The organism is Cupriavidus basilensis (genome assembly GCF_000832305.1).
GTDB classification, from domain to species: domain Bacteria; phylum Pseudomonadota; class Gammaproteobacteria; order Burkholderiales; family Burkholderiaceae; genus Cupriavidus; species Cupriavidus basilensis_F.
In genome coordinates this window covers 87,225-113,811 of the sequence record NZ_CP010537.1, presented here as the reverse complement: position 1 = coordinate 113,811, position 26,587 = coordinate 87,225, and the positions used below count along the sequence as shown (strand labels likewise).

Here is a 26,587-nt window from a genome sequence, read left to right as displayed (position 1 = left end):
GACCCTGCTTTGTAGCGGCCGCATGGAAGGATGGACTCGGCCGCTCCCGCCGCCTACTTCAACAACTTCCCTTGCGTCGCCCCCAGCGGCGTGTGCTGCTGCGATGCCACGAACAGACCCTTGTTGTCGTCGCGTCCCTGCAGCAGGTACTTGGCATCGGGCTTGCCGTAGCTTTGCACGGCCACGCCGGACAGCTTGCCGATATCGCTGGCGCGCAGCCGGTTGACGATCAGCACGGCGCGGGTGTCGGCGAAGTCCTGCATCATGTTCTGGTCGCCTTCGCTGTCGCCGGCGACAAACGCCGGGCCGTAGCCGTAGCGCGACACCAGGAAGCGCTCGATGGTCTTGGTCTTGCCCTTGCCCTGGGTCTGGTCGTAGCCGCGGCGGAACTCGGGCTGGATCACGCCTTGCGCATCGCGCTCCAGCTCCATCGCCAGCACGCGCTCAGCGGCGTTGTTGTAGCCATAGGCGGGGTTGGAGGAGATCTCCTTGATCACATCGACAAACGACGCCGAGCAAACCCAGACATCAAATCCCGCATTGCGCATCTTGCCGTAGAGATCCTGCATCTCCGGCACCAGCCGCAGGCCGTTCTTCCAGCTCACCGACACCACCCCGGCGCGGCCGGGCAGGGCGGCCGGGCTGGTCCATTTCACCTTTTCGATCGGCTGCGCCAGTTGCCAGGTGACGGTATCGGCCGTGAGCTGGCGCACCTGCGCCTCGGTCATGCCGGCGAAGTGGTAAGTCACCCACGGATAAGCCACCGCATGGTCGAAGCTATCGCCGATGGCTTCATACAGGTAGCGCATCTTGGCGATGAAGTTCTGGTAGTGCGGATTGGCCTTGACCTGCTCGAGCGACTGCGTGCCCTTCAGCCCGCGGTAGTTCTGGTAGAGCCAGGTGTAGCTCTCGATGATGTCCGGCGCCACCTTGTCGATATTGACCGGCTGGCCCGCGGCGTTGTTGAACGGCGCGTTGAAGTCCTTGCCCGGGATGTTGACGCGGATGGCGGTGTCGAGCTGCTGCGGGGTGGCGCCAAAGCGCAGCTGCTCCAGCTGGTAGACCAACACGGCCTCCTCGATGTCGAGGAAGACGCTGGTGTTGTCCCAGTCGAAAACCGCATACGGCGGCTTGCGCGCGTCGTAGGCCGGACTGCCCTTGCCGTAGGCGGCGATCAGGGCGTCGATGCGTCCACGATTGAAGGCGTCCCAGTTGCCCTTGACCAGCGGCTGGGTGGCGCCCTGCGCCTGCGCGGCGGGTACGGCGGGGGCTTGCGTGGCGCAGCCGCCCGCGGCGAACGCGGCGGCCAGCAGGGATACGATCAACAGGCTCTTGTGCTTCATGGCGATTTCCTCTTCTTCGTTGTCTTCGTTGTTGTGATGCGATGGCAACACGGCACGGCAATGCCCGGCCGCCTGCGTGGGCGGCCGGATCGATCGGCTTCTCAGTCGGTCCTTGTACCGGGCGTCGGGCCCGACGCAGGCAGCGCGCCCGGCGCTGGCTCGGGCAGCGCCGCGTGCTCGCTGTCGTCCTTCAGGTCCACGCCGCTGCGCCCCAGCGCCAGCGCGCCGCGCAGCAGGAAGGCGAGCTTGTCGGCGGCCTGCGCGTAGGGCAGCCCCTCGGGCCGTACATTGGAGATGCAGTTGCGCTCGGCATCGCTGCGGCCGGGCCGCGGGTCATGCGTGAGATAGATGCCGAGACTGTCCGGCGAACTCAACCCGGGCCGCTCGCCGATCAGCATCACCACCTGGCGCGCGCCAAGCAGGTGGCCGGCCTCGTCGCCCAGCGCCACGCGCGATTGCTCGGCCACCACCACCGGCCCGATGCGCCAATCCGGCAGGCGCTCCCGTACGTGCAGCAGCAGTGCCACGCCATGGCGTTCGGCCGCGAGGGCGGAAAGGCCGTCGGCGATCACGAACACCACGTCGGGTGCTTCGGCGGGCCGCGCCTGCGCCAGCCGCACACGGCTGGCTTCGTCAAGCTGGCGCCCCAGGTCGGGGCGGCGCAGGTAATGCTGGCGGTCCGGCGCGGCGCTGTGCGCGTCCACGCTGCCCAAACCCGCATCGTGCAGGGCCTGCTCGATGGCCGCACGCGCAAGCGGCAGGTGCACGGCATCGCGCGCCTGCGCATGCGCCAGCCCGAAGGCGAGCACCGCCTCCGTGGTCTGGCTGTGGCCCGCGCGGCCCAGCGCGATGCGCGCGGCGGTGAACTGGCGCAGGCGCTGCCAGGGATTGTCGTGGATCAGTTTGTGGCTCATGGCTTAGGGGCGCGCTCTATCGGCTTACAAGCCGTGGGCAAGTTGCAGCAGCGGCTGGCGCTCGGCGAGCTCAAGCAGCCGGCCGTCCTCGCCAAAGATGCCCATGGCTTGCAGCCAGGCCTCGAACTCCGGCGCGGGGCGCAGGCCTAGCACGTCGCGCAGGTAGAGCGCGTCGTGGAAGGAGGTGCTCTGGTAGTTCAGCATGATGTCGTCGGCGCCTGGCACGCCCATGATGAAGTTGATGCCGGCCACGCCGAACAGCGTCAACAGCGTGTCCATATCGTCCTGGTCAGCCTCGGCATGGTTGGTGTAGCAGACGTCGCAACCCATCGGCACGCCGAGCAGCTTGCCGCAGAAGTGGTCCTCCAGCCCGGCACGGATGATCTGCTTGCCGTCGTACAGATACTCGGGGCCGATGAAGCCCACCACGGTATTGACCAGCAGCGGCGAGAACGCGCGCGCTACCGCATAGGCGCGAGCCTCCATGGTTTGCTGGTCCACCTCGTGATGCGCGTTGGCGGACAGCGCGCTGCCTTGTCCGGTCTCGAAGTACATCACGTTGTTGCCCACCGTGCCGCGCGCCAGGCTTTGCGCGGCGTCGTGCGCCTCGGCCAGCAACGCCAGGCTGATGCCAAAGCCCGCGTTGGCGCGCTCGCTGCCCGCCACCGACTGGAACACCAGGTCCACCGGCGCACCCTGCTCGATCGCGCGCAAGGTGTTGGTGACGTGGGTCAGCACGCACGACTGCGTGGGCACGTCGTAGCGGCGGCGCAGGTCGTCGATCAGGCGCATTAGCGTGACGATGGCGCCGAGGTTGTCGGTGGCCGGGTTGATGCCGATGGTGGCGTCGCCGCAGCCGTAGAGCAGCCCATCGATCATCGAGGCGGCGATGCCGCGCGCGTCGTCGGTAGGATGGTTGGGCTGCAGCCGCACGGACAGCCGCCCGGGCAGGCCGATGGTGTTGCGAAAACGCGTGACCACCCGGCACTTGCGCGCCACCGCCACCAGGTCCTGGTTGCGCATCAGCTTGCTGACCGCAGCGGCCATCTCGGGCGTGATGCCCGCCGCCACGCGCGTGAGCACGGCGGAATCGGTCTCGTGCAGCAGCAGCCAGTTGCGAAAGTCCCCCACGGTCAGCGACGCGATCTCGCGGAAGGCCCGGGCGTCATGGCGGTCGACGATCAGGCGCGTGACCTCATCTTGCTCGTAGGGCACCAGCGCTTCGCTCAGGAAATGCGCCAGCGGCACCTCGGCCAGCGCCATGCGCGCGGCCATGCGCTCCTCCTCGCTGGCAGCCGCCAGCCCCGCCAGGTAGTCGCCCGAGCGTGCCGGACTGGCCTTGGCGAGCAGGGTCTTGAGATCGGCGAACAGGTGACGCCGCGAGGCAACGGTGTGGGCGAAGGCCATGATGCGTCTCAGTCTGCGGGGGCTGCCACGGGCGCGCTCGCCTGCGGCCCGCTGCCGGCCAGGTCGCCAAACGCCACCAGATGCCGCCCGCGCCAGTGGTAATGCGCGTAGCCCGCCGCCAGCACGCCGGCATAGATCAGCGCGATCAGCGGGTTGAACCAGATCATGGCGCCCAGCGAGACCACCGCGCCCGCCAGCGCGATCAACGGGAAGACGGGGTAGAACGGCGTGCGGTACGGCCGCGCCATGTCCGGCGCGCTGCGCCGCAGGCGAAACAGGCTGGCCATGCTGAACAGGTACATGGTGAGCGCGCCGAACACCGACATGGTGACGATATTGGCGGTCAGCGGCTGGCCGCCGATGGAGATGAAGTCATCGCTGTAGATGGCCAGGATGCCGACCACGCCACCGGCCAGCACGGCGCGGTGCGGCGTGGCGAAGCGCGGGTGCACACGCGCCAGCCAGCCGGGCAGGAAGCCGGCGCGGGCCAGCGCGAAGATCTGGCGCGAGTAGCCCAGGATGATGCCGTGGAACGACGCCACCAGCCCGAACAACCCGAGCCACACCAGCATGTGCAGCCAGCCGGAGTTATCGCCCACGATCATCTTCATGGCCTGCGGCAGCGGATCGTTGATGTTGGCCAGCTTGGTCCAGTCGCCAGCGCCGCCGGCAAACACCATCACGCCAATGGCAAGCAGCACCAGCGTGACGATGCCGGTGGTGTAGGCGATGGGAATCGAGCGGCGCGGATCGCGCGCTTCTTCCGCTGCCATCGCCACGCCTTCGATGGCGAGGAAAAACCAGATCGCAAACGGAATCGCGGCGAACATGCCGGGCACCGCCGCCAGCGAAAAGGCATCCTGCCCGGACCAGCCACCCTTGACGAAATTGGCCACCGAGAAGCCCGGCGCCACCACCCCCATGAAGACCAGCAACTCGAAGATGGCAAACAGCGTCACCACCAGCTCGAAGGTGGCCGCAATGCGCACGCCGATGATATTCAGGCCCATGAAGACAATATAGGCGCCCACTGCGGCCAGCTTGGGGTCAAGCCCCGGAAACTGCACATTGAGATACGCACCGATGGCCAGCGAAATGGCGGGCGGCGCGAACACGAACTCGATCAGCGTGGCCAGCCCCGCGAGATAGCCCGCGCCCGGCCCGAACGCGCGATACGCGTAGGCAAAGGGCCCGCCGGCATGCGGGATGCTGGTGGTCAGCTCGGTGAAGCTGAAGATGAAGGTGGCGTACATGGTGGCCACCGCGATCGCCGTGACCATGAAGCCGAGCGTGCCGGCGCTGGCCCAGCCAAAGCTCCAGCCAAAGTATTCGCCGGAGATCACCAGCCCCACGGCGATGCCCCATAGCTGTACGGTGCCCAGCGTCTGTGTCAGGGTCTGGGCGCCACCGGACGAACCGGAAGACGAGGGCGGCGAGGCATGGGGCTGGCTGGACATGGCTAGGGTTTCTCCGGGGCAGGTTGCCACCGGCGGTCCATTGCCTTGCCGGTGGCGTTTCCGGCATCATCGCCAAAACCGTGCGGGCAGCGTTATCGAAAATCGGCAGCATTGCCTTCGACTCGTGCAAAGACCACGGACGCGACCACCTCCGCAGGCACCGGCGCAGCGGATGCGCCACCCCGGCGGTGGAATGAAACTTGCTGCAGAAACGCTTTGCACCGAATGCCCCCACTTCGCCATGAGCGCTACGTTCGATCGCAGCACCGATAGCCGCGCCGGCGGCCACCCAGGCCGCCAGGGCATCTTCCGCGTGACCGCCGCGCATGATGCCGACGAGCACGCCAGCAACCTCTCGCGCTGGAACCAGACCTATGACCAGCTTTCGCCCGGCAGTTTCACCGGCGAGGTACGGGAGCTGTGGCTGCCGCATGCCCAGGTGTTTATCGAGCGCACCAACCGCAGCCTGCGGCAATCCTGCATGGCATGGCCCGATGCGATGTGGTTCGGCGTGCCGCTGCCGTCGGTGCAGGCGCCAGCCACGGTGGGTGGCATGGCGATCAAGCCCACGGCCATCGCGGTGCGGCCCGGTGGCACCGAGTTCGAGCTGCGCACGCCGGAGGATTTCGGGATTTTCGGCATCGTGGTGGAGACGGCCGAGTTCGCCCGCTACATGGAGGAAGTGGAGCACCGTGACCCAGCCAGCGTGCTGGGCCAGCGCGAAGTGCTGTCGGTCCAGCCATGGGCGCGCGCCCGGCTGTGCCGCGCGCTGATGGAGATCCTCTCGGAAGCGGCCGGCCACCATGCGGCGCGGGCAGGCGTCACCGGCATTGCCGCGGACAAGGTCGATTCAGCACTGTTCTGCGGCGACCTGCAGGAGCGGCTGCTGGGCAGTCTGGTCACCCTGCTGATGGCATCGAGCGACAGCGCGCAGCGCCCCTCTGTGACCCATATCAACCGCCAGCGCACCGTGCAGCGCATCCGCGATTACCTGCTGGCCCACACGGCGGACGCCATCACGGTGCCGGACCTGTGCCGGCATTTCCACCTGAGCCGGCGCGCGCTGCAGTACTGCTTCGAGGATGTCGCCGGCATGTCGCCCGCGGCCTACCTGCGCGCGCTGCGCCTGAACGGCGTGCGCCGCGACCTCAAGTCCGGCGCGGCCCACAGCACCGTATCCGACGTGGCCGGCGCCTGGGGCTTCCATCACCTGTCGCAGTTTGCGCAAGACTACCGCCGCATGTTCGGCGAACTGCCGTCGGCCGCCTTGCGCGGACCGGCGGGACACGGCGGGCCGAACTAGGCGCTGCGCCTCACGCGCCCTTACGCCCTGGAGGTCGCTCAAGAGCACCTTCAGCCCCCCCTCTCGGGCGCCTTCGCGCGCACGCTCCCCCCTCCCCTTGCCTGACCTCTCGCCCCGGCCTGCGCGCCATGCGCGGCGCGCTTGCCTTCACCGCTTCCGGGACCGACAATCGAGCGCCGTACAATGCACAGACGCCCGGCCGTCCACCAGACGGCATGGCCCCTCAATGCAGGAGACTTGATGCATCAACCCGATCCGCCACGCACACCCCGCTTGCCGGACACAAAGTGGTTCAATGTCACGACTGCCGCCTATATCCTGACCGCCCTGGCGCTCTGGATGGTGATGCAGGCCAACCTGGTGGCGGCGCTCATGGCGGGCCTGCTGCTGTACTCGCTGGTAGACGTGCTGGCGCCCAAGCTGGTGCGCCTGCACCAGCGCCACGACGCCCTGGCGGTGGCGATTCTCTCCGCTGTCACCTTGCTGGGGCTCACGCTTGGGGGCTGGGCGCTGGTGCGCTTTGTCAGCGGCGACGGCAATACGCTCGACACCTTGCTGATCCGCACCGCCGACATCATCGACAAGTCCCGCGCCCAGTTGCCGGTCTGGGTCAGCAACGCGCTGCCGCGCGGCGTGGACGAGCTGGCCAATGCCCTCATTGCCTGGCTGCGCGAGCACGCGCAGATGGCACAGAAGTTCGGTACCGAGGTGCTGCGCAGCCTCGCGCATATCCTGATCGGCCTGGTGATTGGCGCGATGGTGGCGCTGTACCGCGCCATCTCCAAGCCCAACCGCCGGCCGCTGGCCTCGGCGCTGGTGGAACGCGCCCGCAACCTGCAGCTGGCGTTCTCGCAGTTCATCTTCGCCCAGGTGCAGATCTCGCTGATCAACACCGTGCTCACCGCGATCTACCTGCTGGTGGTACTGCCGCTGTTTGGCGTGCACCTGCCGCTGGCCAAGACGCTGGTCGCCCTCACTTTCCTGGTCGGGCTGCTGCCGGTACTGGGCAACCTGGTGTCGAACACGGGCATCGTGGTGGCCTCGCTGTCGATTTCGCTGCCCATGGCGATCGCCTCGCTGTTCTACCTGGTGGTGATCCACAAGTTCGAGTATTTCCTCAATGCGCGCATCATCGGCGCGCGCATCAATGCCGCCGCCTGGGAACTGCTCACGGTAATGCTGCTGATGGAGTCGCTGTACGGCGTCGCCGGCGTGATTGCGGGGCCGATCTACTACGCCTATCTCAAGCGCGAGCTGTCGAACAGGGGCCTGATCTGACGCCTGGCGCCACCGGTAGGACCAATTCCGGCCGATCCGGTGTCCACCGATCCAGTGCCCGACTTTAGGGGCTGTTTCAAAATGAAGCGAAGCGGTTCTGGCTAGGCGCGCGGCCGCAGACAGTACAAGTGGTACGCCAAGGCCGCGCAACGACGCCAGAATTTTTTTGAAATGGCCCCTTAGGCGCTTGCCCCGTCTCCTTGCGGCTCCACCCGGCTGCGCACAAAGTCGATGTGTGTCTGCATGGCGGTGCGCGCCTCCTCCGGGCGGCGCGCGCAGATGGCCTCGCACAGCGTGCGGTGCTGCAGCAGCAATAGCGCGGAGGCATCCTCGTCCTGCACCCGCAGGCCCGTGCCGTTGATGGTGATGTGTTCGCGCAGCATGCCGATCACGCTGGTATGCAGGTGCAGGAACATGGTGTTGTGCGAGGCCTGGGCAATGGCCTCATGCAGCTTGGCGTCCGCTTCGGCCTCGGCCGCCTTGTCGTCTTGCTGGCGGGCGGCTTCCAGCGCGCGGAGCAGGCCGCGGATGCGCTTGAGATCCCCGGCATCCGCGCGCAATGCGGCAAAGTAAGCGGTAGCGCCCTCCAGCACCCGGCGAAACTCCAGGATATCGTCACGCAGCACCGGGTGGTCCGCCACCAGCTGGCGCCATGGCGAGGCAAAGCCGGTGCGCAGCTGCTCGGTGACGAACACCCCTGCGCCCTGCCGGCTTTGCAGCAAGCCTCGCGCCGCCAGCCGCTGGGTTGCCTCGCGGATGGTGTTGCGCGCCACGCCATATTGCTCGGCCAGGAGCCGCTCCGCGGGCAGGCGGGCACCGGCCGGCCAGGTGCCGTCCAGCATCGCCGTTTCCAGTTTCCGCATCACCTCTTCCACGCGCCCGCGCGCCTGCCTGCCCGCCGCCATCCTCTCGCTCCGAAATCCGTTCGCCACGCCCAACTGGTCCAACCAATTTGAACTGGCGCGCGTCTCGCGGAATTATGCGCTCAAACAACGGCCAGCCCTGAGCCCCACAGCCAGGCGGCTGCACCCACGGAGCGAGACATGAAGCAAAGGCGCTATCCCCCTGCCCCGGCACAGGTCTACCTGTTCGCCACCTGCCTGGTCGACATGTTCGTGCCGCAAGCCGGCCTGGACGCCGTGCGGCTGCTGGAGCGAGAGGGCCTGACCGTGCACTTCCCTCGCGGGCAAAGCTGCTGCGGACAGCCTGCCTATAGCAGCGGCAACCCGGAACAGGCCCGGGCGGTGGCGTTGGCCCAGCTGGATCTGTTCGCCGAACCGTGGCCGGTGATCGTGCCCTCCGGCTCTTGCGCCGGGATGATGCGGCACCACTGGCCGCAGCTGTTCGCGCAAGATCCCGTGGCTGGCCCCAAGGCCGCCCTGCTGGCCGAGCGCGTGTACGAGCTGAGCGAATTCCTGCTGCACGTGCTGAAAGTCCGCTTCGACGTGAGCGGCGTCGCCGGCCAGCCGCCCGAAACCGTGGTGCTGCACACCTCCTGCGCCGCCCGTCGAGAAATGGGTACGCGCGACCATGGCGTGGCCCTGGTCGACGCCCTGCCCGGCGTCACGCGTACCGAGCATCAGCGCGAATCCGAATGCTGCGGCTTTGGCGGCACCTTCTCGCTCAAGCATCCCGACATCTCCGGCGCCATGGTGCAGGACAAGATCGCCTCGGCCTGCGCCACCGGCTGCGACCGGCTGGTCTCAGCCGACTGCGGCTGCCTGCTCAATATCGGGCACGCGGCCAGGCACCAGGGCGCGCCGCTGCCTGTCGAGCACATCGCCAGCTTCCTGTGGCGACGCACCGGCGGCGCCGCCAAGGAGCAAGCATGAGCACGCTCAGCGCCCGCGAGCGCATGCTCGGCCGGCTACGCGCAGCCGCACCCGCTACCACTGCCGATGCCAGCCAGCTGGATGCGCGCATCGATGCGCACTACGACGCCCGCCGCGAGGCGGCCACCCCCGCCGAGCTGGCGCAGGCCATGCAGGCGGCACTGGGCGCCTCGCACGCGCTGGCCTGGTGCGCCAGCGCCGAGGCCTGGCCCGCGCAACTCGCAGGCAAGCTCGCAGCCGCCGGCGTGCGCCGCCTGCTGCTGGACCCCGCCGCCGAGCAAGGCGCCGCGCTGATGCGCGCCTTGCCCGCTAGCGTGGCGCCGCTGTCTTACGCGCGCCCCATCGAAGCGTGGAAGGCGGAACTCTTCGACACCGTGGACGCGGGCTTTACCGTGGCGCGCTCCGGCATTGCCGCCACCGGCACGCTGGTGCTGGCGCCCGACGCGCAAACGCCACGCACGGTCTCGCTGGTGCCGCCGCTGCATATCGCGCTGGTGTACGCCGAGACGCTGCATCCGGACTTGCATTGCGCCGCGCGCGCCGAGCGCTGGAGCGCGGGCATGCCGACCAACCTGGTACTGGTATCCGGCCCATCCAAGACCTCGGACATCCAGCAAACACTGGCCTACGGCGCGCATGGCCCGCGCGAGCTGTGGGTCATTATCGTGACCGGCAGCGCCGGGACGGGAGCCGCGCAATGAGTACATCGACGACGGCCCAGGACAGCGCCGCCCCCCTGCACTTCGTGCCCGCCGCGGACTTCAAGGCGCGCTCGCGCGCGGCGCTGGACGATCCCAAGCTGCGCAGCAGCTTCCGCGGCGCCATGGACTTCCTGCAGGCCAAGCGTGCCGTGCAGTTCCCCGACGGCGACGAGCTGGAGCAACTGCGCGACCTGGGCGAAGCGATCCGCCAGCACGCACTGTCGCAACTGCCGGACCTGCTGGTGCAACTGGAGGACAAGCTCACCGCGGCCGGCGTGCAGGTGCACTGGGCCGAGACCGCGGACGAGGCCAATGCGATCGTGCACGGCATCGCGCAGGCCCGCCAGGCAAGCCGCGTGATCAAGGGCAAGTCGATGGCCAGCGAGGAGATCGAGCTGAACCATTACCTGGCCGAGCGTGGCATCGACTGCATCGAGTCCGACATGGGCGAGTACATCGTGCAGCTCGCGGGCGAGAAACCGTCGCACATCGTGATGCCGGCCATCCACAAGACCCGCGGCGACATTGCCGAGCTGTTCGAGCAGCATATCCCCGGCACGCCCTATACCGAGGACGTGGACGAACTGATCCAGACCGGCCGGCGCGCGCTGCGCCAGGAATTCGTCAACGCGGACATCGGCCTGTCCGGCGTGAACTTTGCCGCCGCGGACACCGGCACGCTGTGGCTGGTGGAAAACGAGGGCAACGGCCGCCTGTCCACCACCGTGCCCGATGTGCATATCGCCATCATGGGCATGGAGAAGGTGGTGGCCCGGCTTGAGCACATCGTGCCGCTGGCCAGCCTGTTGACGCGCTCGGCCACCGGGCAAGCCATCACCACCTACTTCAACCTGATCTCCGGCCCGCGCCGCGCGGGCGAGCGCGACGGCCCGCGCGAGGTGCACCTGGTGCTGCTGGACAACGGCCGCAGCCAGGCCTATGCGGATGAGCAACTGCGCGCCACGCTGCAGTGCATCCGCTGCGGCGCGTGCATGAACCATTGCCCGGTGTACACGCGCATCGGCGGCCATGCCTACGGCACTACCTACCCCGGCCCGATCGGCAAGATCATCTCGCCGCACCTGCTCGGGCTCGATGCCACGGCGGACCTTGCCACCGCCTCCAGCCTTTGCGGCGCCTGCGGCGAAGTCTGCCCCGTGCGCATCCCGATTCCGCAATTGCTGATCCGCCTGCGCACCGAAGCCAACCGCGATCCCAGCGAACAGGTCGCGCATCCGCTGCGCGGCCAAGGCACCAAGTTCAGCCGCGGCGAGCACCTGGTCTGGCGCTTCTGGAGCGGCGCGTTCGCGCATCCGCTCGCCTACCGGCTGTTCCGCTGGGCCGCCACGCGGCTGCGGGTGCTGACGCCAAAACACCAACTCGGGTGGACCCGGCACCGCGCACCGCTTACCCCCGCGCCGCGCAGTCTGTCGGACTTGCTGCGCGAGCGCGGACAGGCGGAGTAGGCAGGCACCAGGAACAGACACAACAAATGCGCTGATGTGTAGGCCCGCCAGCGGGCAACACTGCGCAATGCGAAGCGAGCCCCCCACGCGATGCGAAGCGAGCCGTCAAGGTTTACCAGGCCGTATGGGGCGCCTCGTGATTCGGCGAAAAGAGCGGAAAAGAGGGACCCATGTCTGAGTATCGCCTTAAGGCGATGCGAGTTTGGGTCCCGGCCGCTCTTTTCGTCGAATCACGAGGGGTAGTCGCCCCATCCGGCGCGCCTTCTTTGCCTACTTTCTTGGCAAGACAAGAAAGTAGGTCGCCGCCCCGCAGGGGTGGTGAAACTGCCTTTGACTTTACGCCTTTAAGCCTTTGACTTCGCAGTCATGCAACAAGGCAGCAACGCAACAACGCAGTTGCAGAACAAATACCGACGCATCCCCAAGCCAACAAAAACCAGACAAAAAAACGCAAGCAACAAAACGCCCCAATCCATTCCACTCAAACACAATCCCCGGAGGAGACCCACCGTGCAACCCTGGACCCAGACCTACACACCACTAGGCAGCCTGTGGCTGTCCGCACTCGCAGCAGCGCTACCCATCCTCTTCTTCTTCCTCGCCCTGGCCGTGCTGCGCATGAAAGGCCACGTGGCAGCAGCCATCACCCTGCTCCTTGCGCTAGGCGTGGCCATCTTCGCCTACGGCATGCCGGTGCCGCAGGCGCTCGCCGCCGCGGGCTTCGGCTTTGCCTACGGGCTGTGGCCGATCGCCTGGATCATCGTGACCGCGGTCTTCCTCTACAAGATCGTGGTGAAGACCGGGCAGTTCGACATCATCCGCGCGTCCGTGCTGGCCATCACCGATGACCAGCGCCTGCAGATGCTGCTGATCGGCTTTGCCTTCGGCGCCTTCCTGGAAGGCGCCGCGGGCTTCGGTGCGCCGGTGGCCATCACCGCAGCCCTGCTGGTGGGCCTGGGCTTCAACCCGCTCTATGCGGCGGGCCTGTGCCTGATCGCCAATACCGCGCCGGTGGCCTTCGGCGCCATGGGCATTCCCATCATCGTGGCGGGCCAGGTGACCGGCATCGATGCCATGCACATCGGCGCGATGGCCGGCCGGCAATTGCCGCTGCTGTCGCTGGCGGTGCCGTTCTGGCTGGTGTTCATCATGGACGGCAAGCGCGGCGTGAAAGAGACGTGGCCGGCGGCGCTGGTGACCGGCGCGAGCTTCTCGGTGACGCAGTATTTCACCTCGAACCATATCGGGCCGGAGTTGCCGGACATCACTTCGGCGCTGGTGAGCCTGGTGTCGCTGACGCTGTTCCTCAAGGTGTGGCAGCCCAAGAGCGCAAGCCAGCGGGCTGGCGGCGCCGTGAAGGCGGGCGGCGGTGCGGCAGCACTGGCGCGCATGGGTGGCGGGCTGGCAAGCGATGCGGGCAGCTTCGGCAACGGGGCGGGCGACGGGGCGGGTAACAACCGCCGCGCCTCGCCCTACACCGTGGCGCAGACCGTGCGCGCGTGGGCGCCGTTCGGCATCCTCACCGCCATCGTGACGGTGTGGAGCCTGCCGTCGTTCAAGGCGCTGTTCGTCGGCAACGGCGCGCTGGCTGGGTGGGTGCTGAAGTTCCATGTGCCGGCGCTGGACCAGCTGGTGATCAAGGCCGCGCCGATCGTGGCACAGCCCAAGGCCTACGAAGCGGTGTTCAAGCTCGACCTGGTATCGGCGGTGGGCACCGCCATCCTGCTGACCGCGCTGATCTCCGCCGTGCTGCTGCGCATGAAGCCAGGCGCTGCGCTGGCCACCTTCGGCGAAACGCTGATGGAGCTGCGCCGCCCGATCCTGTCGATCGGGCTGGTACTGGGCTTCGCCTTTGTCGCCAACTACTCGGGCATGTCGTCGACGCTGGCACTGCTGCTGGCCGGCACGGGCGCGGCGTTTCCGTTCTTCTCGCCCTTCCTGGGCTGGCTGGGCGTGTTCCTGACTGGCTCGGACACGTCGTCCAATGCGCTGTTCTGCTCGTTGCAGAGCACCACCGCGCACCAGATCGGCGTATCCGACACGCTGCTGGTGGCGGCCAACACCACCGGCGGCGTGACCGGCAAGATGATCTCGCCGCAATCCATCGCGGTCGCCTGCGCGGCCACCGGGCTGGTCGGCAAGGAATCCGAGCTGTTCCGCTTTACCGTGAAGCACAGCCTGCTGTTCGCGATGATCGTGGGCATCATCACCATGCTGCAGGCTTATGTGCTCACGGGGATGATTCCCCACTGACCTGCTGAGCCACTGCCCTGCTCACCCGCCGAGCGGGCACAGCCCCGCCGCTTACTCGCCGTCGTTGGCGGCGTCGCGCGGCAGGAACTGGTCGCCCTCTGCCAGCGGCGCGTAGCGGTAGGTGGCGGGCGTGCGGCTGAGCTTGACGGGCGACCCAAGGCCCTTGTAGCCATCCGCCATTTCCACCACCATCTCGCGGTGGACGGTGTGCGGATGCTGCAAGGCGTGCGCCACCGACAGCACCGGCGCGCACGGCACGCCGGCGGCCACCAGCGTATCGGCGAGCACCTTGCCATCCAGCTTGCCCATGCGCGCTTCCAGCTCCACCTTGAGCGCGGCACGGTTGACCGAGCGCGCGCCGGCGGTAGCGTAGCGCGCATCGTCGGCAAACCCCGGCATCTCCAGGTGCTCGCACAGGATGCGGAACTGCCGATCGTTGCCGACCGCGAGAAAGATCGGGTCGGTGGCGGTGGCGACGGTGTCGTACGGATAGATGTTCGGATGCGCGTTGCCGGTGCGGGTCGGCTCCTTGCCGCTCATGAACCAGTTGGCCGCGTGCGGATGCAGCAACGACAGGCCTGAGTCATACAACGCCGCCTCGACAAACTGGCCGCGCCCGCTGCGCTCGCGCTCCTGCAGGGCCAGCAACACGCCCAGCGCGGCGTTCAGCCCGGTGACCATGTCCACCACCGGCAAGCCCACGCGCAGCGCGTCGCCGCCGGCTTCGCCGTTGATGCTCATGATGCCCGCCATGGCCTGGATGGCCGCGTCGTAGCCGGGCAGGCCACCGAGCGGGCCGTCCGCGCCAAAGCCGGAAACCCGGCAGTGCACCAGGCGTGGGAAGCGCGCCGACAGCGCGTCAAACCCCAGCCCCCACTTTTCCAGCGTGCCGGTCTTGAAGTTCTCGACCAGTACGTCGGCGTCGGCCAGCAGGGCAAGCAGCACCTCGCGGTCGGCATCGGCGCTCAGGTCCAGCCGCATCACGCGCTTGTTGCGGTTCAGGCCGAAGTAATAAGAGGCCACGCCGTCCTTGAACGGAGGGCCCCAGGTGCGGGTATCGTCGCCCTGGGGCGGCTCGATCTTCAGCACGTCGGCGCCATGGTCGCCAAGGATCTGGCCGCAGAACGGCCCGCCCAGGATGCGGGAGAGATCGACCACGCGGATGCCGGCGAGCGCGCCGGGCGAGACAGGGAGTTTGCTCATGAGAGGGGTTCCGTAACTGCGGCGATGAACGTGCGGCGATGAACGCGCGGCGAAAAACGCGGGCCTGGCTCAGGCGGCCGGCGCGGGCGTGCGATCCAGCAGCTTGAAGGTGCCGGTGGCCAGCGCCAGCAGCTCGCCCTGCGCATCGCGGATCTCGCCGCGCGCAAAGCACAGGGAACGGCCGCGGCGCTCGCACCAGGCGTTGGCGGTCAGCTCGCCGCGCCCGGGCGCGGTGAAATGCACCGACAGGTCGATCGTGGCCACGCCGAAGCGGCGCGGATCGTGGCCACGCGCGGCGCAGGACAGCGCGCAATCGAGCAGCGTGGCCAGCGCGCCGCCGTGCACGTCGCCGCGGCTGTTGGTGTGGTCCGGGTGGTAGGCCATGCTCACGCGCGCCTCTTTGGCGTTGATGTGCACGCCGGTCAGGCCGAACACGCGGGCCATGGGCATCGGCAGGGCAAACAGCAGGCCGGGCGCTTCACCGGCAAATTCGTTGACGGGCGCGGGCAAGGAGAGATCGGTCATGGCGGGCACAGGGCAGGTTGGGGCAGCATGAAGGCAAAACGGGCACCGCTATGCCGCGATGCCCACGAATTCGCCCACATGCCGCCAGGTGCATTGGACTGCACGCAGGTTGGCAAACGTCGATACTACCGCCGAACCGGCCATGATTCATAGCCTGGCTTGGCGGGGCGTGCCGCTGGCTCAGTCCAGCTGAGCACCCGATTTTTGCACCACGCCGCGCCATTTGGTCACCTCTGCCTTGACGAAGCTGCCAAGCTGCTCGGGCGAGGTCGACGGCGGCAGTTCCAGCCCTTGCGCCTGCAGGGTCTTGCGCACCGCGGGCTGTTGCAGCGCATCGGCAAAGGCATGGTTGAGCTTGGCGATGACCGCCGGCGGCGTGCCGGCCGGGGCGACCACGCCGAAGAACACCGAGACGTCGAAGCCAGGCACGCCCTGCTCGGCCACGGTGGGCACATCGGGCAGCGCCTGCGAGCGGCTCTTGGTGGTCACGCCCAGCACGCGGAACTTGCCGCTCTTGATGAAGGGCAGCGCGGTCAGCACGTCGGTGAAGCTCATGCTCACCTGGCCGCCAAGCAGGTCGTTGAGCGCGGGGCCGGTGCCCTTGTAGGGAATATGGCGGAAGTCCGTGCCGGCCAGGTTGTTGAACAGCACGCCGGCCAGGTGCGAGGACGCGCCATTGCCGGACGAGGCATAGGTCAGCTTGCCCGGGTTGGCCTTGCCGTAGGCGATCAGCTCACCGACGGTCTTGGCGGGCACCGAGGGATTCACCACCAGCACGTTGGGCAACTGGCCGATCTGGATGATCGGCGCGAAGCTCTTGACCGGGTCGTAGTTGATCTTGCGGTACAGGCTGACATTGATCGCCAGCGGGGCCGAGGTGCCGAACATCAGCGTGTAGCCATCCGGCTCCGCGCGCGCCACGGCTTCGGCGCCGATATTGCCGCCGGCGCCGGCGCGGTTTTCCACCACCACGGTCTGGCCAAGGCTGCCCTTGAGCGCGGACGCCAGGGTGCGCGCCATCACGTCGGTGGGGCCGCCGGGCGGGTAGGTCACGATCATCATGATGGGCTTGGACGGGAAGTCCTTCTGCGCCAGCGCGGGGGCAATGCCCACGCAGAGGGTGCAGGCGGCGACAGCGGCGAGGCGTTGCCAGAGGGTCATGGTTGTCTCCTGGTTTAGGTCTTCTTGCGCCGGGCAGCCGATGCGGCGCCGGCGTGTGCGCCGCCGTGGGGCGCCGCGGGGGGCTTGTCGGATTTGCGGTAATGCGTCAGAAGAGGTTGACCTGCTCCACCTCGCCGGTGGCGCTCATGGCGCCGCCGGCGGGCGGCGCGATGGTGTCGGCCAGCCAGCAGGGTTCAGCCTCGCCGGCCAGCGGATCCTGGGGCAGCACACGATGGACCAGCACCAGCTGGGCCAATCGCATGCGCCGCACCGAGCCGATGCGGCCGGCTTCCCAGGCCATGGCGACCGCGCTGGTCACGTGGTACAGCGCGGAGGCGGCCTGGCGCGCCAGCACGTCGCCATCGGCGCCGGCTTCGGCGGCGCGGGCGGCCAGCTTCGCGGCCCTGGCGATTGCCGCGGTAAACGTGGCGCGCGCCCCGGCATGCATCGGCGTGGCTTGCAGCAAGCCCGCGAGATGGGCTTCCAGCACGGGCAGCGCGCCTTCGCGGCGGATGGCACGCAGCACGTCAAGGGCAACGATATTGCTGGTGCCTTCCCAGATCGAGCCGAGATGCGCGTCGCGCACCAGGCGCGGGTCGCTCCACTCCTCGATATAGCCGCAGCCGCCACGCATTTCCATGGCGTCGCCAGTGACCTTGCGCGCATCGCGGCAGGCGCGGAACTTGATCAGCGGCGTGAGCACGCGCATCAGCGCATAAGCATCAGCCTCGCCGGCGTCGGCGCGGCGCAGCGCCTCGGCGGTCTGGAACACCATGGTGCGGGCCTGCTCGGTGGGCAGCGCGAGCTTGAGCAGCTGGCGGCGCATCAGCGGCATGTCCAGCAGGCGCTTGCCAAAGGCCCGGCGCTCGCGCGCGATGAACTGGCCCTCCGACAAGGCGCGGCGCATCAGGCCGGCCGCCCGCACGCCGTTGGACAGGCGCGAGTTGTTGATCATGTCGGCCATCTGCACGAAGCCCCGGCCAAGCTCACCCACCAGGTAGGCATGCGCGCCTTCCAGGCGGATCTCGCCGCTGGCCATGGAGCGCGTGCCAAGCTTGTCCTTGAGCCGGATGATGCGGTAGTGGTTGGCGCTGCCATCGGCCAGCGTGCGCGGCAGCAGGAACAGCGACACGCCCTTGATGCCGGGCGCGGCCTCGCCGTTTTCGTCCTCGACGCGGGCCAGCACCATCGCCAGCGCGGCGTCCGGGTTGGAGCAGAACCATTTGTCGCCCGACAGGCGCCAGCCGCCCTCGGCCTGCGCATCGCGCGCGGCGCGGGTGGTGGTGGCAGCCACGTCGGAGCCCGCGCCTTGCTCGGTCATGAACATGGCGCCCTGGTACAGGTCCTCGAAGACCTGCGTGGTGAGGTTCGGCAAGAAGCGCTCGACCACCGCCGGATCGCCGAACTTGCGCAAGGTGCGGGTCAGCGAATCGGTCATCGACAGCGGGCAGCACAGGCCGAACTCGGCCTGCACGAACAGGTAGGTCAGCGCGTACTTGGCCGCAGCGGGCATCGGCTTGTCCCAGCCCAGCACGCCGCCGCGGTGTGATGCCGCCGCCAGGCCGAACTCGGAGAACGCCACCTTCTCCAGCTCCACGTAAGCGGGATGCTTGTCGATGCGCTGCGCATCGATGCCGGTGCGGGTCCGGTGCGACAAGGTGGGCTTGTTCTGGTCGGCGATATGCGCGAGTTCGTCCAGCACGCCCCCGGCCAGCGCGCCCATGCGGTCGAGGTGGGGCAGCAGGTGGGCGAACAGGTCGGGCGGGAGGTAGAGCGGCAGCAGCGCGCGCAGGTCAGGGTCGCTGGCAAACAGGTTGACGCCTTGCTGGTCCGGCACCGGATGCGCGGGCGTGGCGGACAAAGTGGCCGAAACGACAGTTTGGCGCGCTGCGCTGGTCTGCATGGGGTATCTCCTGTGTGTGCCGGCAGGTGGAGCCGGATACTTTGTCTGCATTATTCAAAGTCCAGCGATTCGTGTCTAATTCTAAAATTGGCTTGGTCCATATATTTTTTGTATCGCCATGGAATTCCGTCACCTGCGCTACTTCCTCGTCCTCGCCGAAGAACTCCACTTCGGCCGGGCCGCCCGCCGCCTGTCGATCTCGCAGCCGCCGCTATCGCTCAATATCCAGCAGCTGGAAGCCTCGGTGGGCGCCCGCCTGTTCGAGCGCGACAGCCGCGGCGTGCGCCTGACCGCCGCCGGCCGGGCCTTTCGCGAATCGGCCAGCGCGCTGCTGGCCCAGGCCGAAGAGGCCCGCCTGCTGGCCCGCGAGATCGAGGCCGGCGCCGTCGGGCGGCTGCGCATCGGCTTTGTCGGCTCCATGCTGTACCGCGGCCTGCCCCAGCGCCTGCGGGAGTTCCAGGCCAGCTACCCCGGCATCCAGGTGGCGCTGACGGAACTCAACTCACAGGAGCAGATCGACGCGCTGCTGCATGACGGGCTGGATGCCGGCTTCATCCACACCGACCGCGTGCCCAGCGAACTGGCCACCGCGCTAGTCCATAGCGAACCCTTCCTGTGCTGCGTGCCGCATGACCACCGCCTGGCGCGCCAGGCCACCGTGGCACTGAGCGAGCTGCGTGGCGAGCCCTTCGTGCTGTTCTCGCGCAAGGCCTCGCCCGACTACTACAACCGCATCTTCGAGATGTGCGCGGCGCAGGGCTTCTATCCGCAGATCCGGCATGAGGTGCGGCACTGGCTGTCGGTGGTGTCCCTGGTGTCGCAAGGAACCGGCGTGGCGGTGGTGCCGGCGGCGCTGCAAAGGTCGGCAATGGCGGGGGCGGTGTTTTTGCCGCTGGCGCAGGCGACGGTGCCGTCGGAGGTCTATTGCGTCTGGAAGGCGGGAACGGACGAGCCCGCGCGCGACCGCTTCCTGGAGAAGATGCGGGATGAGAATTAGGAAGATGAGGGAGAAAGAGAGCCGGGCCCTCCCGGCTCTCCCCGAGATGCGGCGAGCGCCTGCGATGGCGAACGCACCCAGGGTAAACACCAGGCTCATAAAGAAAATGCCACCTGCTTTACCGGCAGGTGGCATGTCAAATACGCGTGGAACGGGGTGTTCAGCGTGCAAGCAGCTTACCCGCTGCACTTTCCTCCACCAATAACGCAATTGCGTTATTCGGGACCCCACTCATGCGGAGGAGGCGGATCGCCCCGCCAGTCCGGATTCAGAACCCTTCGACCGCCACGCTGACATGGCCCACGTCGGGCGCAGCGGCGAAGTAGTCGCCAACCAGCTTGCGCCATTCGGCGAAGTCCGCGGATTCGCGGAAATCCACCATGTGGTTCTCGACCGTTTCCCACTTGACTTCCAGCGTGAAATGCGAGGGGTTTTCGATCGACCTGAGCAGCCGCATGGCGTGGCAGCCGCGGGCGCGCTTGAAGAGCGGCGCCGCCTTGGCAACCGCTGCCTCGAAGTCCGGCTCCGTGCCCGGTTTGATCTGGAACTGCGCTATTTCGAGAATCATGTCATGTGCTCCGTCTGTGCATGTCAGGAAGGCCGGGGCCTGGCCCGGCCGTGCGTCGACAAGCATTCTATGACAGGCCGGGACATCGCGCGTCGCCGCGAAATTATTCTTAGATGTCGAACATTACTTGACAAGGCCACGGCAACTGCTAGGATTGCCACACGTACTTCGATATCTAAGTATTTTTCGCCTTCACATCAAGACCGCGACATCAACCCACCGGACCCCCGGAACCCTGGAGCCAAGCATGTACGACTCATTTGCAACCGACAAGCTGATTGACCTGTGGCTGACCGAAGACATCGGCGCCTGCGACCTGACGGTCCACACCATGATCGAGAAGGGCGAGACGGGTTCGTTCTATATGAATGCGCGTGAGCCCATGCTGATCGCCGGTGTAGATGTGGCCGCCCGCGTGTTCTCGCGCTACGACCCGTCGCTGCACGTGGATGTGCGCGTCAACGACGGTGACAAGGTCGCCAAGGGCGCCATCCTGATCGCCGTCAGCGGCTCCGCGCGCAGCGTGCTGACTGCCGAGCGCACCGCCCTGAACATCATGCAAAGGCTGTGCGGGATCGCCAACCATACCGCCCGCTACGTGGAGGCCATCGCCGGCACCAAGGCGCGCCTGATCGACAGCCGCAAGACCACGCCGGGGCTGCGCGTGCTGGAGAAGCACGCGGTGACCTGCGGTGGGGGCCTGAATCACCGGCTGGGGCTCGATAACGGCGTGATGATCAAGGACAACCATATCGCCGTGTGCGGCAGCATTGCCGCGGCCGTTGCGCGCGCGCGCCGGCAACTGCCCGTGCTGACCAAGCTGGAAGTGGAGTGCGATCGCCTGGACCAGGTGCGTGAGGCCCTGCAGGCCGGCGTGGACGTGATCATGCTGGACAACATGTCGGTGCCCGACATGCGCGAAGCCGTGGCCATCGTCAACGGGCGCACCAAGGTGGAGGCGTCCGGCGGCATCAACCTGGAGACCATCCGCCCCATCGCCGAGACCGGCGTTGACTACATCTCCACCAGCAAGATCACCCAGTCCGCGCCGGCCGTGGATATCGGGCTGGACGATGCGGTGTGAACAAGCAGAGTGAACAGGCGGTGTAAAGACACCGTGTGAGAGATACCGTGTGAGCGGGAGTCACTCCTTCCCGCCACTTTGACGCGCGCCTGGCTGCTGCCTCGCGCGCTTTTTTTTCATGCCGCGCTCGCCGCCAGCGCCGTCACTGGGTCAAAGATCCGCCAGCAGCCGCCCCAGCTCGCGCGTCGATGGCACACGCCGTGCCGTGCCCTGGGCCGCTGCCTCGTCCTTGGCCAGGTTGCGGTTGATGGCGATCAACACCTTGCGCGCGGTGGCCACCTCTTCCGCCGACACGCCCTCGACACTGATCTCATTGACCTCCTCGGCCAGCGGCACCAGCTTGCGCTTGAGGGCGCGTCCCGTCTTGGTCAGGAACACATGGACATTCTTCTTGTTGCCGGGCAGGTGCGTGCGCTCGATATAGCCCAGCGCTTCCAGCGCCTTGACCGCCGCGAACGTGGTCGGCTCCGTGACGCCCGCTAGGTCGCTCAGTTCGCGCTGCGACAAGCCGTCGTGATCCCAGAGAATCCGCAGGATGGTCCAGTGCCCATAGGAAACAGTGTGTTCGGCCAGGCGCATCTGCAGGGCACGGATATAGGCCCGGGCGGCGTCCTTCACCATATGCGCCAGGCGCTCGTTGGCGATGTCGCCCGGCTGGGCGGGCGCCTGCGTTTCAGTCAATTTCGATGTGGCCATAAGACGGTGTGGGAGTCCTTGTCGGCGCCGACCGTGCCCGCGCCCGATGATGGAAAGCATGATAACGCGTTGGCAAAGCGGCCGTATGTTCCGCCACGCCGCTCTCCCGGCGGAACTTCGCCAGCTAACCATTTTGGTTCGTACTGATGTAGTGTGCGCTACATCAGTGCAGGCTTGCGCCACGCGCGACGCGACAACGCACGCGCAGAGGGATTTCCCTGCTGGACATTGCCGGAATCTCCGACACAGGCCGTGGATACGGCCCTTCCCGGCTATGGCCCGACTCTTGCATATTCTTAGATGTCGAACTTATCTTGACAAGATTTCATCTGGTGCTAGCATTGCCCTTGTACTTCGATATCTAAGCATATTGTCTGCGGACGTATGCGGACATCTGCGGCACAGCCGACGAAACGGGACCAAGAGAAGGATATGGATAAGGATAAGGATGGCCATGAAGAACCACGAGACCTGGAACGACACATGCACAAGCAGCCTGGAAGCCGCCCGCTATCCGAACCGCGTCGGGCCATCGGCTTTGGCGGCGGTCTCCACCACGCGGGATAAGCCGATGCAGGCTGCCGGCACCCTCTTCCTCGTGGTTGGCCCCAGCGGCGCGGGCAAGGACTCGCTGATGGACGGTGCCAGGGCGGCGCTGCTGGCCGATCCGCGCTATGTATTTGCCAGGCGCGTCATCACCCGGCCAACGGGTTCGCCGGGCGAGGACCACGAGGGCGTGACGCAGGTCGAATTCTCGGCCCGCGAGGCGGCCAACGCCTTCCTGATCACGTGGGCAGCGCATGGCTTGCGCTATGGGCTGCCGGCCAGCTTGCTGGATGAACTGGAGCGCGGCCGGCACGTCATCGCCAACGGCTCGCGCGGCATCGTTGCCGCGCTGGCTGGCCAGCTGCGCAACTTCGTCGTCATCCATGTCACGGCGCCGCTGCAGGTGCTGGCGCAGCGCATTGCCGCGCGCGGACGCGAATCCGGCGACGCGGTGCTGCGCAGGCTGGAGCGCATGCCCGATCCGATTCCCGCAGGCGTGGCGAGCGTCTGCGTATCGAACGACGCGGCCATGGATGTGGGCATCGCACGCTTCCTGGAAGCGCTGCGCACGGCGCCGGCGCCGCTCAAGGCCAGACGCATGCCGATCGCCACCGGCGACGCGCACATTGCTTATGTGTCGCCCGCCTTTTCCGCTGGCCAGACCCGCATGGCCGTGCGCTCGGGAACGGTCGAGATCCCCGCTGCCTTGCATGTGGTCGAGAGCCCGGCCTTGCTGCAGGACGAAGAAATCGGCCTGTCCGATGCCCTCTTCGATCGCCTGGGCGCTGCGCCCGGCAGTACGGTGCGCCTGCGCCGGATTCCCGGCCCCGTCAGCCGCGATGTGCTGCGCAAGAAGCTGCGCGGCGATGCCTTGAGCGAGGCCGAATACGAAGCCGTGTTGCGCGATGCGGTGGAGGGCCGTTATACGGAGATCGAGCTGACCGCGTTCCTGGTGGCTGCCTCGCAGCACCTCACCGATGCGGAAGTGGTCAGCGTCGCGCGTGCCCGCACGCGCTTTGCCCCCAGGATCGGCTGGGACGAACCCATCGTGGTGGACAAGCACTCCATGGGCGGCGTGCCGGGCAGCCGCATCACGCTGATCGTGGTGCCGATCGTCGCGGCGTTCGGGCTGGCGATGCCCAAGACCTCGTCGCGCGCGATCACTTCCGCGGCCGGCACCGCCGAGGCCATGGAGACGGTGGCGCGGGTGGACCTGGACATCGACGACGTGCGCCGCTGCGTGGAGCAAGCGCGGGCCTGCATTGCCTGGAACGGCCGCCTTAATCACTCGGCTATCGACGATGTGATGAATGCCATCACGCGCCCGCTCGGCCTGGACACCAACCGGTGGTCGGTGGCATCCATCCTCTCCAAGAAATACACCGCAGGTTCGACCCACGTGATCGTCGACCTGCCCTTCGGCCCGCAGGCGAAGCTCAAGTCGCAAGCCGAAGCCCAAGCCCTGGGCGTCTTGTTCGAAGCGGTGGGCGCGGGGCTGGGCATGCAGGTGCGCGCGTTCGCGACGCACGGCAGCAAACCCATCGGGCGCGGCGTGGGCCCGGCACTGGAAGTGCGGGATGTGCTGCAGGTACTCAACGGCAGCCCCGACGCACCCGCGGACCTGCGCGAGAAGGCCCTGTTCTTTGCCGGACAGATTCTTGCGTTCGACCCGGCCGTGGGATCTCCCGCCGAGGGACGGCGGATGGCGGGCGAATTGCTTGCCTGCGGAGCCGCAAGCGCCGCATTCGACCGGATCGTGGCTGCGCAGGGCGCAAGGGCGGCACCGGATGCACCTGGCCAGCACGTCCACACCGTACCGGCCAGCACGGCGGGCGTCGTCGCGGACATCAACGGATTTGCCATCGCTGGCATTGCGCGCGGCGCCGGTGCGCCACGCCGGCCTGGCGCCGGCGTGGACCTGCTGTGCACGGTGGGCGACCGGCTCGTTGCGGGGCAACCGCTGTTCAGGATCCACGCCCAGACCGCCAGCGATCTGGAGGCGGGCGTACGGGCCCACGCTTCGGCGGAGCTTGCCGGGCCGCCGATTCGTATCCTGGCGGACTAGCAGCGCGTCCGGGCGCGCCGCCCGCACTGCCGCACTGATCTATCATTTCCTTCAACCGATGAGGCAAAAAATGACATTCCTGTCCGTGGTACGCAGTCTCGCATCGATCTCCTTGCTGGGGGCCACCCTGTTCGGCCTGCCCGCGCAGGCGAGCGCCAATATCGGCGGCGACTTTCCACAAAAGCCGATCCGGCTGGTGGTGACGTTCCCGGCGGGAGGGGGCACCGACACGCTGGCGCGGGTGATCGGCACGGAGGTGGGCCGCAGCCTGGGCCAGCCGGTGGTGGTCGACAACCGGCCGGGCGCCAGCGGCAATATCGGCGCCGAGTACGTCGCCAAGAGCCCGTCGGACGGCTATACCTTGCTGGTGGTCAACAGCAGCTTTGCGATCAACCCCGGCGTTTTCCGCAACCTGCAGTTCGATCCGGGCAAGGACTTCAGCGCGGTGATCTCCGTGGCATCCGTGCCATCCGTCATCGCCGTACCCGTTTCTTCCAGGATCCAGACCTTCAATGACCTGCTCGCGGCCGGGCGCTCGGGCAAGCCGCCGACGTACGCCTCCTGCGGCAACGGCACGCCCCAGCACCTTGCCGGCGAACTACTCAAGATCTCGGCCAGGATCGACCTGCTGCACGTGCCCTACAAGGGTTGCGCTCCGGCGCTGGCTGACGTGCTGGGCGGCCAGGCCGACGTCAGCATCAACACGCTCAGCAACACGGTGCCTTACCTCAAGGCCAACAAGCTGCGCGCGCTGGCCGTCACCTCCAAAGGCCGGTCGCCGCTGCTGCCCGACGTGGCCTCGGTGAGCGAGCTTGGGGTCAGTGGCTATGACGTGGACCAGTGGTTTGGCATCCTGGCCCCGGCGCACACGCCGCCGGACATCGTGCACAAGCTCAACGCGGCCATCGCCAAGGCCGTCGCCAAGCCGGAGGTCAAGGCCAATCTCGCCCAACTGGGATTTGCAACCGCCAGCAGCAGCCCGGCGGAATTCCAGAAGTTGGTGAACACCGATATCGAGCGCTGGAAGAAGCTCGCCGCGCAGATCGGCCTGCGGGTCGACTAGGACCCGCAAAAAACCAACAAAAACAAACAAAAGCCGACAGAGGCCAACAGAGCCTGCTAAAGCTCGCCAGGGCCAGCTGAGACCCACGGGGCGCCGCGCGCCGCCCGCCCCCCACCCAATCCCGTTGCAACACCGCGACGCCACGGCCATCACGGATCCCGTGCGACCGCTTGCGCCTTGCGTTTGCACTTGCCGCCTCTGCGGCTCGCGCTGGGGCCTGCGCGGCACGGAGGACCTCGGCGGCGGCACCGGCACCAGCGCGCTGCTCACACTCGCGAGCGGCGCCGATATCGGTGCGGGCGCGGCCGAATGTTGCCTGACGTGCGCTTCGGGCGATTGCGCGCCGCCGGCATTGTGGTGCGCCATGCAGGCAGCGCGCACGAACAGCACAACTGCGCGAAATCAAAACGCCCGCATGCAAATCGGCTACAATAGGAACGATTTTCATTTACCAACCCTGGTGTGAGTTTGCCGACTGCGTGCCGTGCCTCGCGCCAACGGACTGGAAGCCACATGCGGTTGTCTGAACTTCCGCGGCGCGCCGCCGCTGTCATCGTGTCGATCGATGACAACTCTCCTAACGATCCGGTAGCACGCCGCCTGCGCGAACTCGGCTTTGTGCCGGGCGAAGCCGTACAGGTCATCGCGCTGGGACCGTTCGGCATGGATCCCCTTGTCGCCCAGGTGGGCTTTACCCGGTTTGCCTTGCGCCGCGCCGAAGCGGCCCGCATCACCGTGGAAGCGCTAAGCGCCACCGTCTCCAGCATCACGCCGGCAGCGCAACCCGACGCGCCCGCCGCCAAACGCTCCGCTGCCTGACCG

The 26,587-nt window shown here is 67.4% G+C and carries 22 protein-coding genes; 11 read left to right on the top strand and 11 right to left on the bottom strand.

Annotation, left to right across the window (positions count from 1 at the left end; translation table 11 throughout):
• Positions 1–53 precede the first annotated feature (53 nt).
• From RR42_RS21330 to eat, 4 genes are all read right to left on the bottom strand, one after another.
• Entirely contained in the window at positions 54–1,343 is a 1,290-nt protein-coding gene (locus RR42_RS21330; protein ID WP_043357538.1) for an HAD family hydrolase, read from the bottom strand.
• 101 nt (positions 1,344–1,444) lie between these two features.
• Positions 1,445–2,257, bottom strand: a complete 813-nt coding sequence (eutC, locus tag RR42_RS21325; RefSeq protein WP_043352799.1) for an ethanolamine ammonia-lyase subunit EutC — start codon at positions 2,255–2,257, stop codon at positions 1,445–1,447.
• 24 nt (positions 2,258–2,281) lie between these two features.
• On the bottom strand, positions 2,282–3,664 hold the full coding sequence (locus RR42_RS21320; RefSeq protein WP_043352796.1) for an ethanolamine ammonia-lyase subunit EutB: 1,383 nt from the start codon (positions 3,662–3,664) through the stop codon (positions 2,282–2,284).
• 8 nt (positions 3,665–3,672) lie between these two features.
• Positions 3,673–5,121 (bottom strand): ethanolamine permease, encoded by a 1,449-nt coding sequence (gene eat / locus RR42_RS21315; protein WP_043352794.1) that lies wholly within the window; start codon positions 5,119–5,121, stop codon positions 3,673–3,675.
• A gap of 193 nt (positions 5,122–5,314) precedes the next feature.
• Here eat and RR42_RS21310 point away from each other — a divergent pair, with 193 nt between their 5' ends.
• Both RR42_RS21310 and RR42_RS21305 read left to right on the top strand, forming a co-directional pair.
• Positions 5,315–6,424, top strand: coding sequence for a helix-turn-helix domain-containing protein (locus RR42_RS21310; protein ID WP_158408292.1), 1,110 nt, complete (start codon positions 5,315–5,317; stop codon positions 6,422–6,424).
• 240 nt (positions 6,425–6,664) lie between these two features.
• Positions 6,665–7,702 carry an AI-2E family transporter gene (locus RR42_RS21305; protein WP_043352789.1) on the top strand — a complete coding sequence of 346 codons (1,038 nt, stop codon included), beginning with the start codon at positions 6,665–6,667 and terminating at the stop codon, positions 7,700–7,702.
• Positions 7,703–7,881: 179 nt separating this feature from the next.
• Here RR42_RS21305 and RR42_RS21300 read toward each other — a convergent pair whose 3' ends face one another.
• Complete coding sequence (locus RR42_RS21300; RefSeq protein ID WP_043352786.1) at positions 7,882–8,607, bottom strand: FadR/GntR family transcriptional regulator; 726 nt, start codon at positions 8,605–8,607, stop codon at positions 7,882–7,884.
• A gap of 138 nt (positions 8,608–8,745) precedes the next feature.
• Here RR42_RS21300 and RR42_RS21295 point away from each other — a divergent pair, with 138 nt between their 5' ends.
• From RR42_RS21295 to RR42_RS21280, 4 genes are all read left to right on the top strand, one after another.
• Positions 8,746–9,534: a (Fe-S)-binding protein gene (locus RR42_RS21295; protein ID WP_043352784.1), complete on the top strand. Its 789-nt coding sequence runs from the start codon at positions 8,746–8,748 to the stop codon at positions 9,532–9,534.
• Positions 9,531–10,235, top strand: coding sequence for a LutC/YkgG family protein (locus RR42_RS21290; RefSeq protein ID WP_043352782.1), 705 nt, complete (start codon positions 9,531–9,533; stop codon positions 10,233–10,235). The genes RR42_RS21295 and RR42_RS21290 overlap by 4 nt, the downstream gene beginning before the upstream one ends.
• Positions 10,232–11,701 carry a LutB/LldF family L-lactate oxidation iron-sulfur protein gene (locus tag RR42_RS21285; protein ID WP_052494841.1) on the top strand — a complete coding sequence of 490 codons (1,470 nt, stop codon included), beginning with the start codon at positions 10,232–10,234 and terminating at the stop codon, positions 11,699–11,701. The genes RR42_RS21290 and RR42_RS21285 overlap by 4 nt, the downstream gene beginning before the upstream one ends.
• A gap of 510 nt (positions 11,702–12,211) precedes the next feature.
• Complete coding sequence (locus RR42_RS21280) at positions 12,212–13,954, top strand: lactate permease LctP family transporter (protein ID WP_043352779.1); 1,743 nt, start codon at positions 12,212–12,214, stop codon at positions 13,952–13,954.
• 51 nt (positions 13,955–14,005) lie between these two features.
• Here the strand turns inward: RR42_RS21280 and RR42_RS21275 are convergent, their stop codons facing one another.
• From RR42_RS21275 to RR42_RS21260, 4 genes are all read right to left on the bottom strand, one after another.
• Positions 14,006–15,157 (bottom strand): CaiB/BaiF CoA transferase family protein, encoded by a 1,152-nt coding sequence (locus RR42_RS21275; RefSeq protein WP_043352777.1) that lies wholly within the window; start codon positions 15,155–15,157, stop codon positions 14,006–14,008.
• 69 nt (positions 15,158–15,226) lie between these two features.
• Positions 15,227–15,682, bottom strand: a complete 456-nt coding sequence (locus RR42_RS21270; RefSeq protein ID WP_043352775.1) for a PaaI family thioesterase — start codon at positions 15,680–15,682, stop codon at positions 15,227–15,229.
• 180 nt (positions 15,683–15,862) lie between these two features.
• Positions 15,863–16,843, bottom strand: coding sequence for a Bug family tripartite tricarboxylate transporter substrate binding protein (locus tag RR42_RS21265; protein ID WP_043352773.1), 981 nt, complete (start codon positions 16,841–16,843; stop codon positions 15,863–15,865).
• Between the two features lie 106 nt (positions 16,844–16,949).
• Complete coding sequence (locus RR42_RS21260; protein WP_043352772.1) at positions 16,950–18,746, bottom strand: acyl-CoA dehydrogenase family protein; 1,797 nt, start codon at positions 18,744–18,746, stop codon at positions 16,950–16,952.
• A 118-nt stretch (positions 18,747–18,864) separates the two neighbouring features.
• On the opposite strand from RR42_RS21260, the gene RR42_RS21255 reads away from it, so the two are divergent.
• Positions 18,865–19,743: a LysR substrate-binding domain-containing protein gene (locus RR42_RS21255; RefSeq protein WP_043352769.1), complete on the top strand. Its 879-nt coding sequence runs from the start codon at positions 18,865–18,867 to the stop codon at positions 19,741–19,743.
• Positions 19,744–20,011: 268 nt separating this feature from the next.
• Here RR42_RS21255 and RR42_RS21250 read toward each other — a convergent pair whose 3' ends face one another.
• Entirely contained in the window at positions 20,012–20,311 is a 300-nt protein-coding gene (locus RR42_RS21250; RefSeq protein ID WP_043352767.1) for an antibiotic biosynthesis monooxygenase family protein, read from the bottom strand.
• 247 nt (positions 20,312–20,558) lie between these two features.
• On the opposite strand from RR42_RS21250, the gene nadC reads away from it, so the two are divergent.
• Positions 20,559–21,395: a carboxylating nicotinate-nucleotide diphosphorylase gene (gene nadC, locus RR42_RS21245; protein ID WP_043352766.1), complete on the top strand. Its 837-nt coding sequence runs from the start codon at positions 20,559–20,561 to the stop codon at positions 21,393–21,395.
• A 150-nt stretch (positions 21,396–21,545) separates the two neighbouring features.
• Here nadC and RR42_RS21240 read toward each other — a convergent pair whose 3' ends face one another.
• Complete coding sequence (locus RR42_RS21240; RefSeq protein ID WP_043352765.1) at positions 21,546–22,091, bottom strand: MarR family winged helix-turn-helix transcriptional regulator; 546 nt, start codon at positions 22,089–22,091, stop codon at positions 21,546–21,548.
• A 571-nt stretch (positions 22,092–22,662) separates the two neighbouring features.
• Between RR42_RS21240 and phnN the strand changes: the two genes are divergently transcribed.
• The 3 genes from phnN (at position 22,663) to RR42_RS21225 (ending at position 26,584) form a co-directional block, all read left to right on the top strand.
• On the top strand, positions 22,663–24,702 hold the full coding sequence (gene phnN / locus RR42_RS21235) for a phosphonate metabolism protein/1,5-bisphosphokinase (PRPP-forming) PhnN (protein WP_043357536.1): 2,040 nt from the start codon (positions 22,663–22,665) through the stop codon (positions 24,700–24,702).
• 70 nt (positions 24,703–24,772) lie between these two features.
• Positions 24,773–25,765: a tripartite tricarboxylate transporter substrate binding protein gene (locus RR42_RS21230; RefSeq protein ID WP_043352763.1), complete on the top strand. Its 993-nt coding sequence runs from the start codon at positions 24,773–24,775 to the stop codon at positions 25,763–25,765.
• A gap of 513 nt (positions 25,766–26,278) precedes the next feature.
• Positions 26,279–26,584, top strand: coding sequence for a FeoA family protein (locus RR42_RS21225; RefSeq protein ID WP_043352761.1), 306 nt, complete (start codon positions 26,279–26,281; stop codon positions 26,582–26,584).
• Positions 26,585–26,587: the final 3 nt, after the last annotated feature.

Excerpts from the sequence above, each read along its gene's own strand:
- nadC (WP_043352766.1), top strand. The coding sequence starts at position 20,559 with ATGTACGACTCATTTGCAACCGACAAGCTGATTGACCTGTGGCTGACC.
- RR42_RS21285 (WP_052494841.1), top strand. The coding sequence starts at position 10,232 with ATGAGTACATCGACGACGGCCCAGGACAGCGCCGCCCCCCTGCACTTC.
- RR42_RS21305 (WP_043352789.1), top strand. The coding sequence starts at position 6,665 with ATGCATCAACCCGATCCGCCACGCACACCCCGCTTGCCGGACACAAAG.
- RR42_RS21300 (WP_043352786.1), bottom strand. The coding sequence starts at position 8,607 with ATGGCGGCGGGCAGGCAGGCGCGCGGGCGCGTGGAAGAGGTGATGCGG.
- RR42_RS21330 (WP_043357538.1), bottom strand. The coding sequence starts at position 1,343 with ATGAAGCACAAGAGCCTGTTGATCGTATCCCTGCTGGCCGCCGCGTTC.
- RR42_RS21275 (WP_043352777.1), bottom strand. The coding sequence starts at position 15,157 with ATGAGCAAACTCCCTGTCTCGCCCGGCGCGCTCGCCGGCATCCGCGTG.
- RR42_RS21230 (WP_043352763.1), top strand. The coding sequence starts at position 24,773 with ATGACATTCCTGTCCGTGGTACGCAGTCTCGCATCGATCTCCTTGCTG.
- RR42_RS21260 (WP_043352772.1), bottom strand. The coding sequence starts at position 18,746 with ATGCAGACCAGCGCAGCGCGCCAAACTGTCGTTTCGGCCACTTTGTCC.
- phnN (WP_043357536.1), top strand. The coding sequence starts at position 22,663 with ATGCAGGCTGCCGGCACCCTCTTCCTCGTGGTTGGCCCCAGCGGCGCG.
- RR42_RS21270 (WP_043352775.1), bottom strand. The coding sequence starts at position 15,682 with ATGACCGATCTCTCCTTGCCCGCGCCCGTCAACGAATTTGCCGGTGAA.
- RR42_RS21320 (WP_043352796.1), bottom strand. The coding sequence starts at position 3,664 with ATGGCCTTCGCCCACACCGTTGCCTCGCGGCGTCACCTGTTCGCCGAT.
- RR42_RS21295 (WP_043352784.1), top strand. The coding sequence starts at position 8,746 with ATGAAGCAAAGGCGCTATCCCCCTGCCCCGGCACAGGTCTACCTGTTC.
- RR42_RS21255 (WP_043352769.1), top strand. The coding sequence starts at position 18,865 with ATGGAATTCCGTCACCTGCGCTACTTCCTCGTCCTCGCCGAAGAACTC.
- RR42_RS21250 (WP_043352767.1), bottom strand. The coding sequence starts at position 20,311 with ATGATTCTCGAAATAGCGCAGTTCCAGATCAAACCGGGCACGGAGCCG.
- RR42_RS21240 (WP_043352765.1), bottom strand. The coding sequence starts at position 22,091 with ATGGCCACATCGAAATTGACTGAAACGCAGGCGCCCGCCCAGCCGGGC.
- eutC (WP_043352799.1), bottom strand. The coding sequence starts at position 2,257 with ATGAGCCACAAACTGATCCACGACAATCCCTGGCAGCGCCTGCGCCAG.
- eat (WP_043352794.1), bottom strand. The coding sequence starts at position 5,121 with ATGTCCAGCCAGCCCCATGCCTCGCCGCCCTCGTCTTCCGGTTCGTCC.
- RR42_RS21290 (WP_043352782.1), top strand. The coding sequence starts at position 9,531 with ATGAGCACGCTCAGCGCCCGCGAGCGCATGCTCGGCCGGCTACGCGCA.
- RR42_RS21225 (WP_043352761.1), top strand. The coding sequence starts at position 26,279 with ATGCGGTTGTCTGAACTTCCGCGGCGCGCCGCCGCTGTCATCGTGTCG.
- RR42_RS21310 (WP_158408292.1), top strand. The coding sequence starts at position 5,315 with ATGAAACTTGCTGCAGAAACGCTTTGCACCGAATGCCCCCACTTCGCC.
- RR42_RS21265 (WP_043352773.1), bottom strand. The coding sequence starts at position 16,843 with ATGACCCTCTGGCAACGCCTCGCCGCTGTCGCCGCCTGCACCCTCTGC.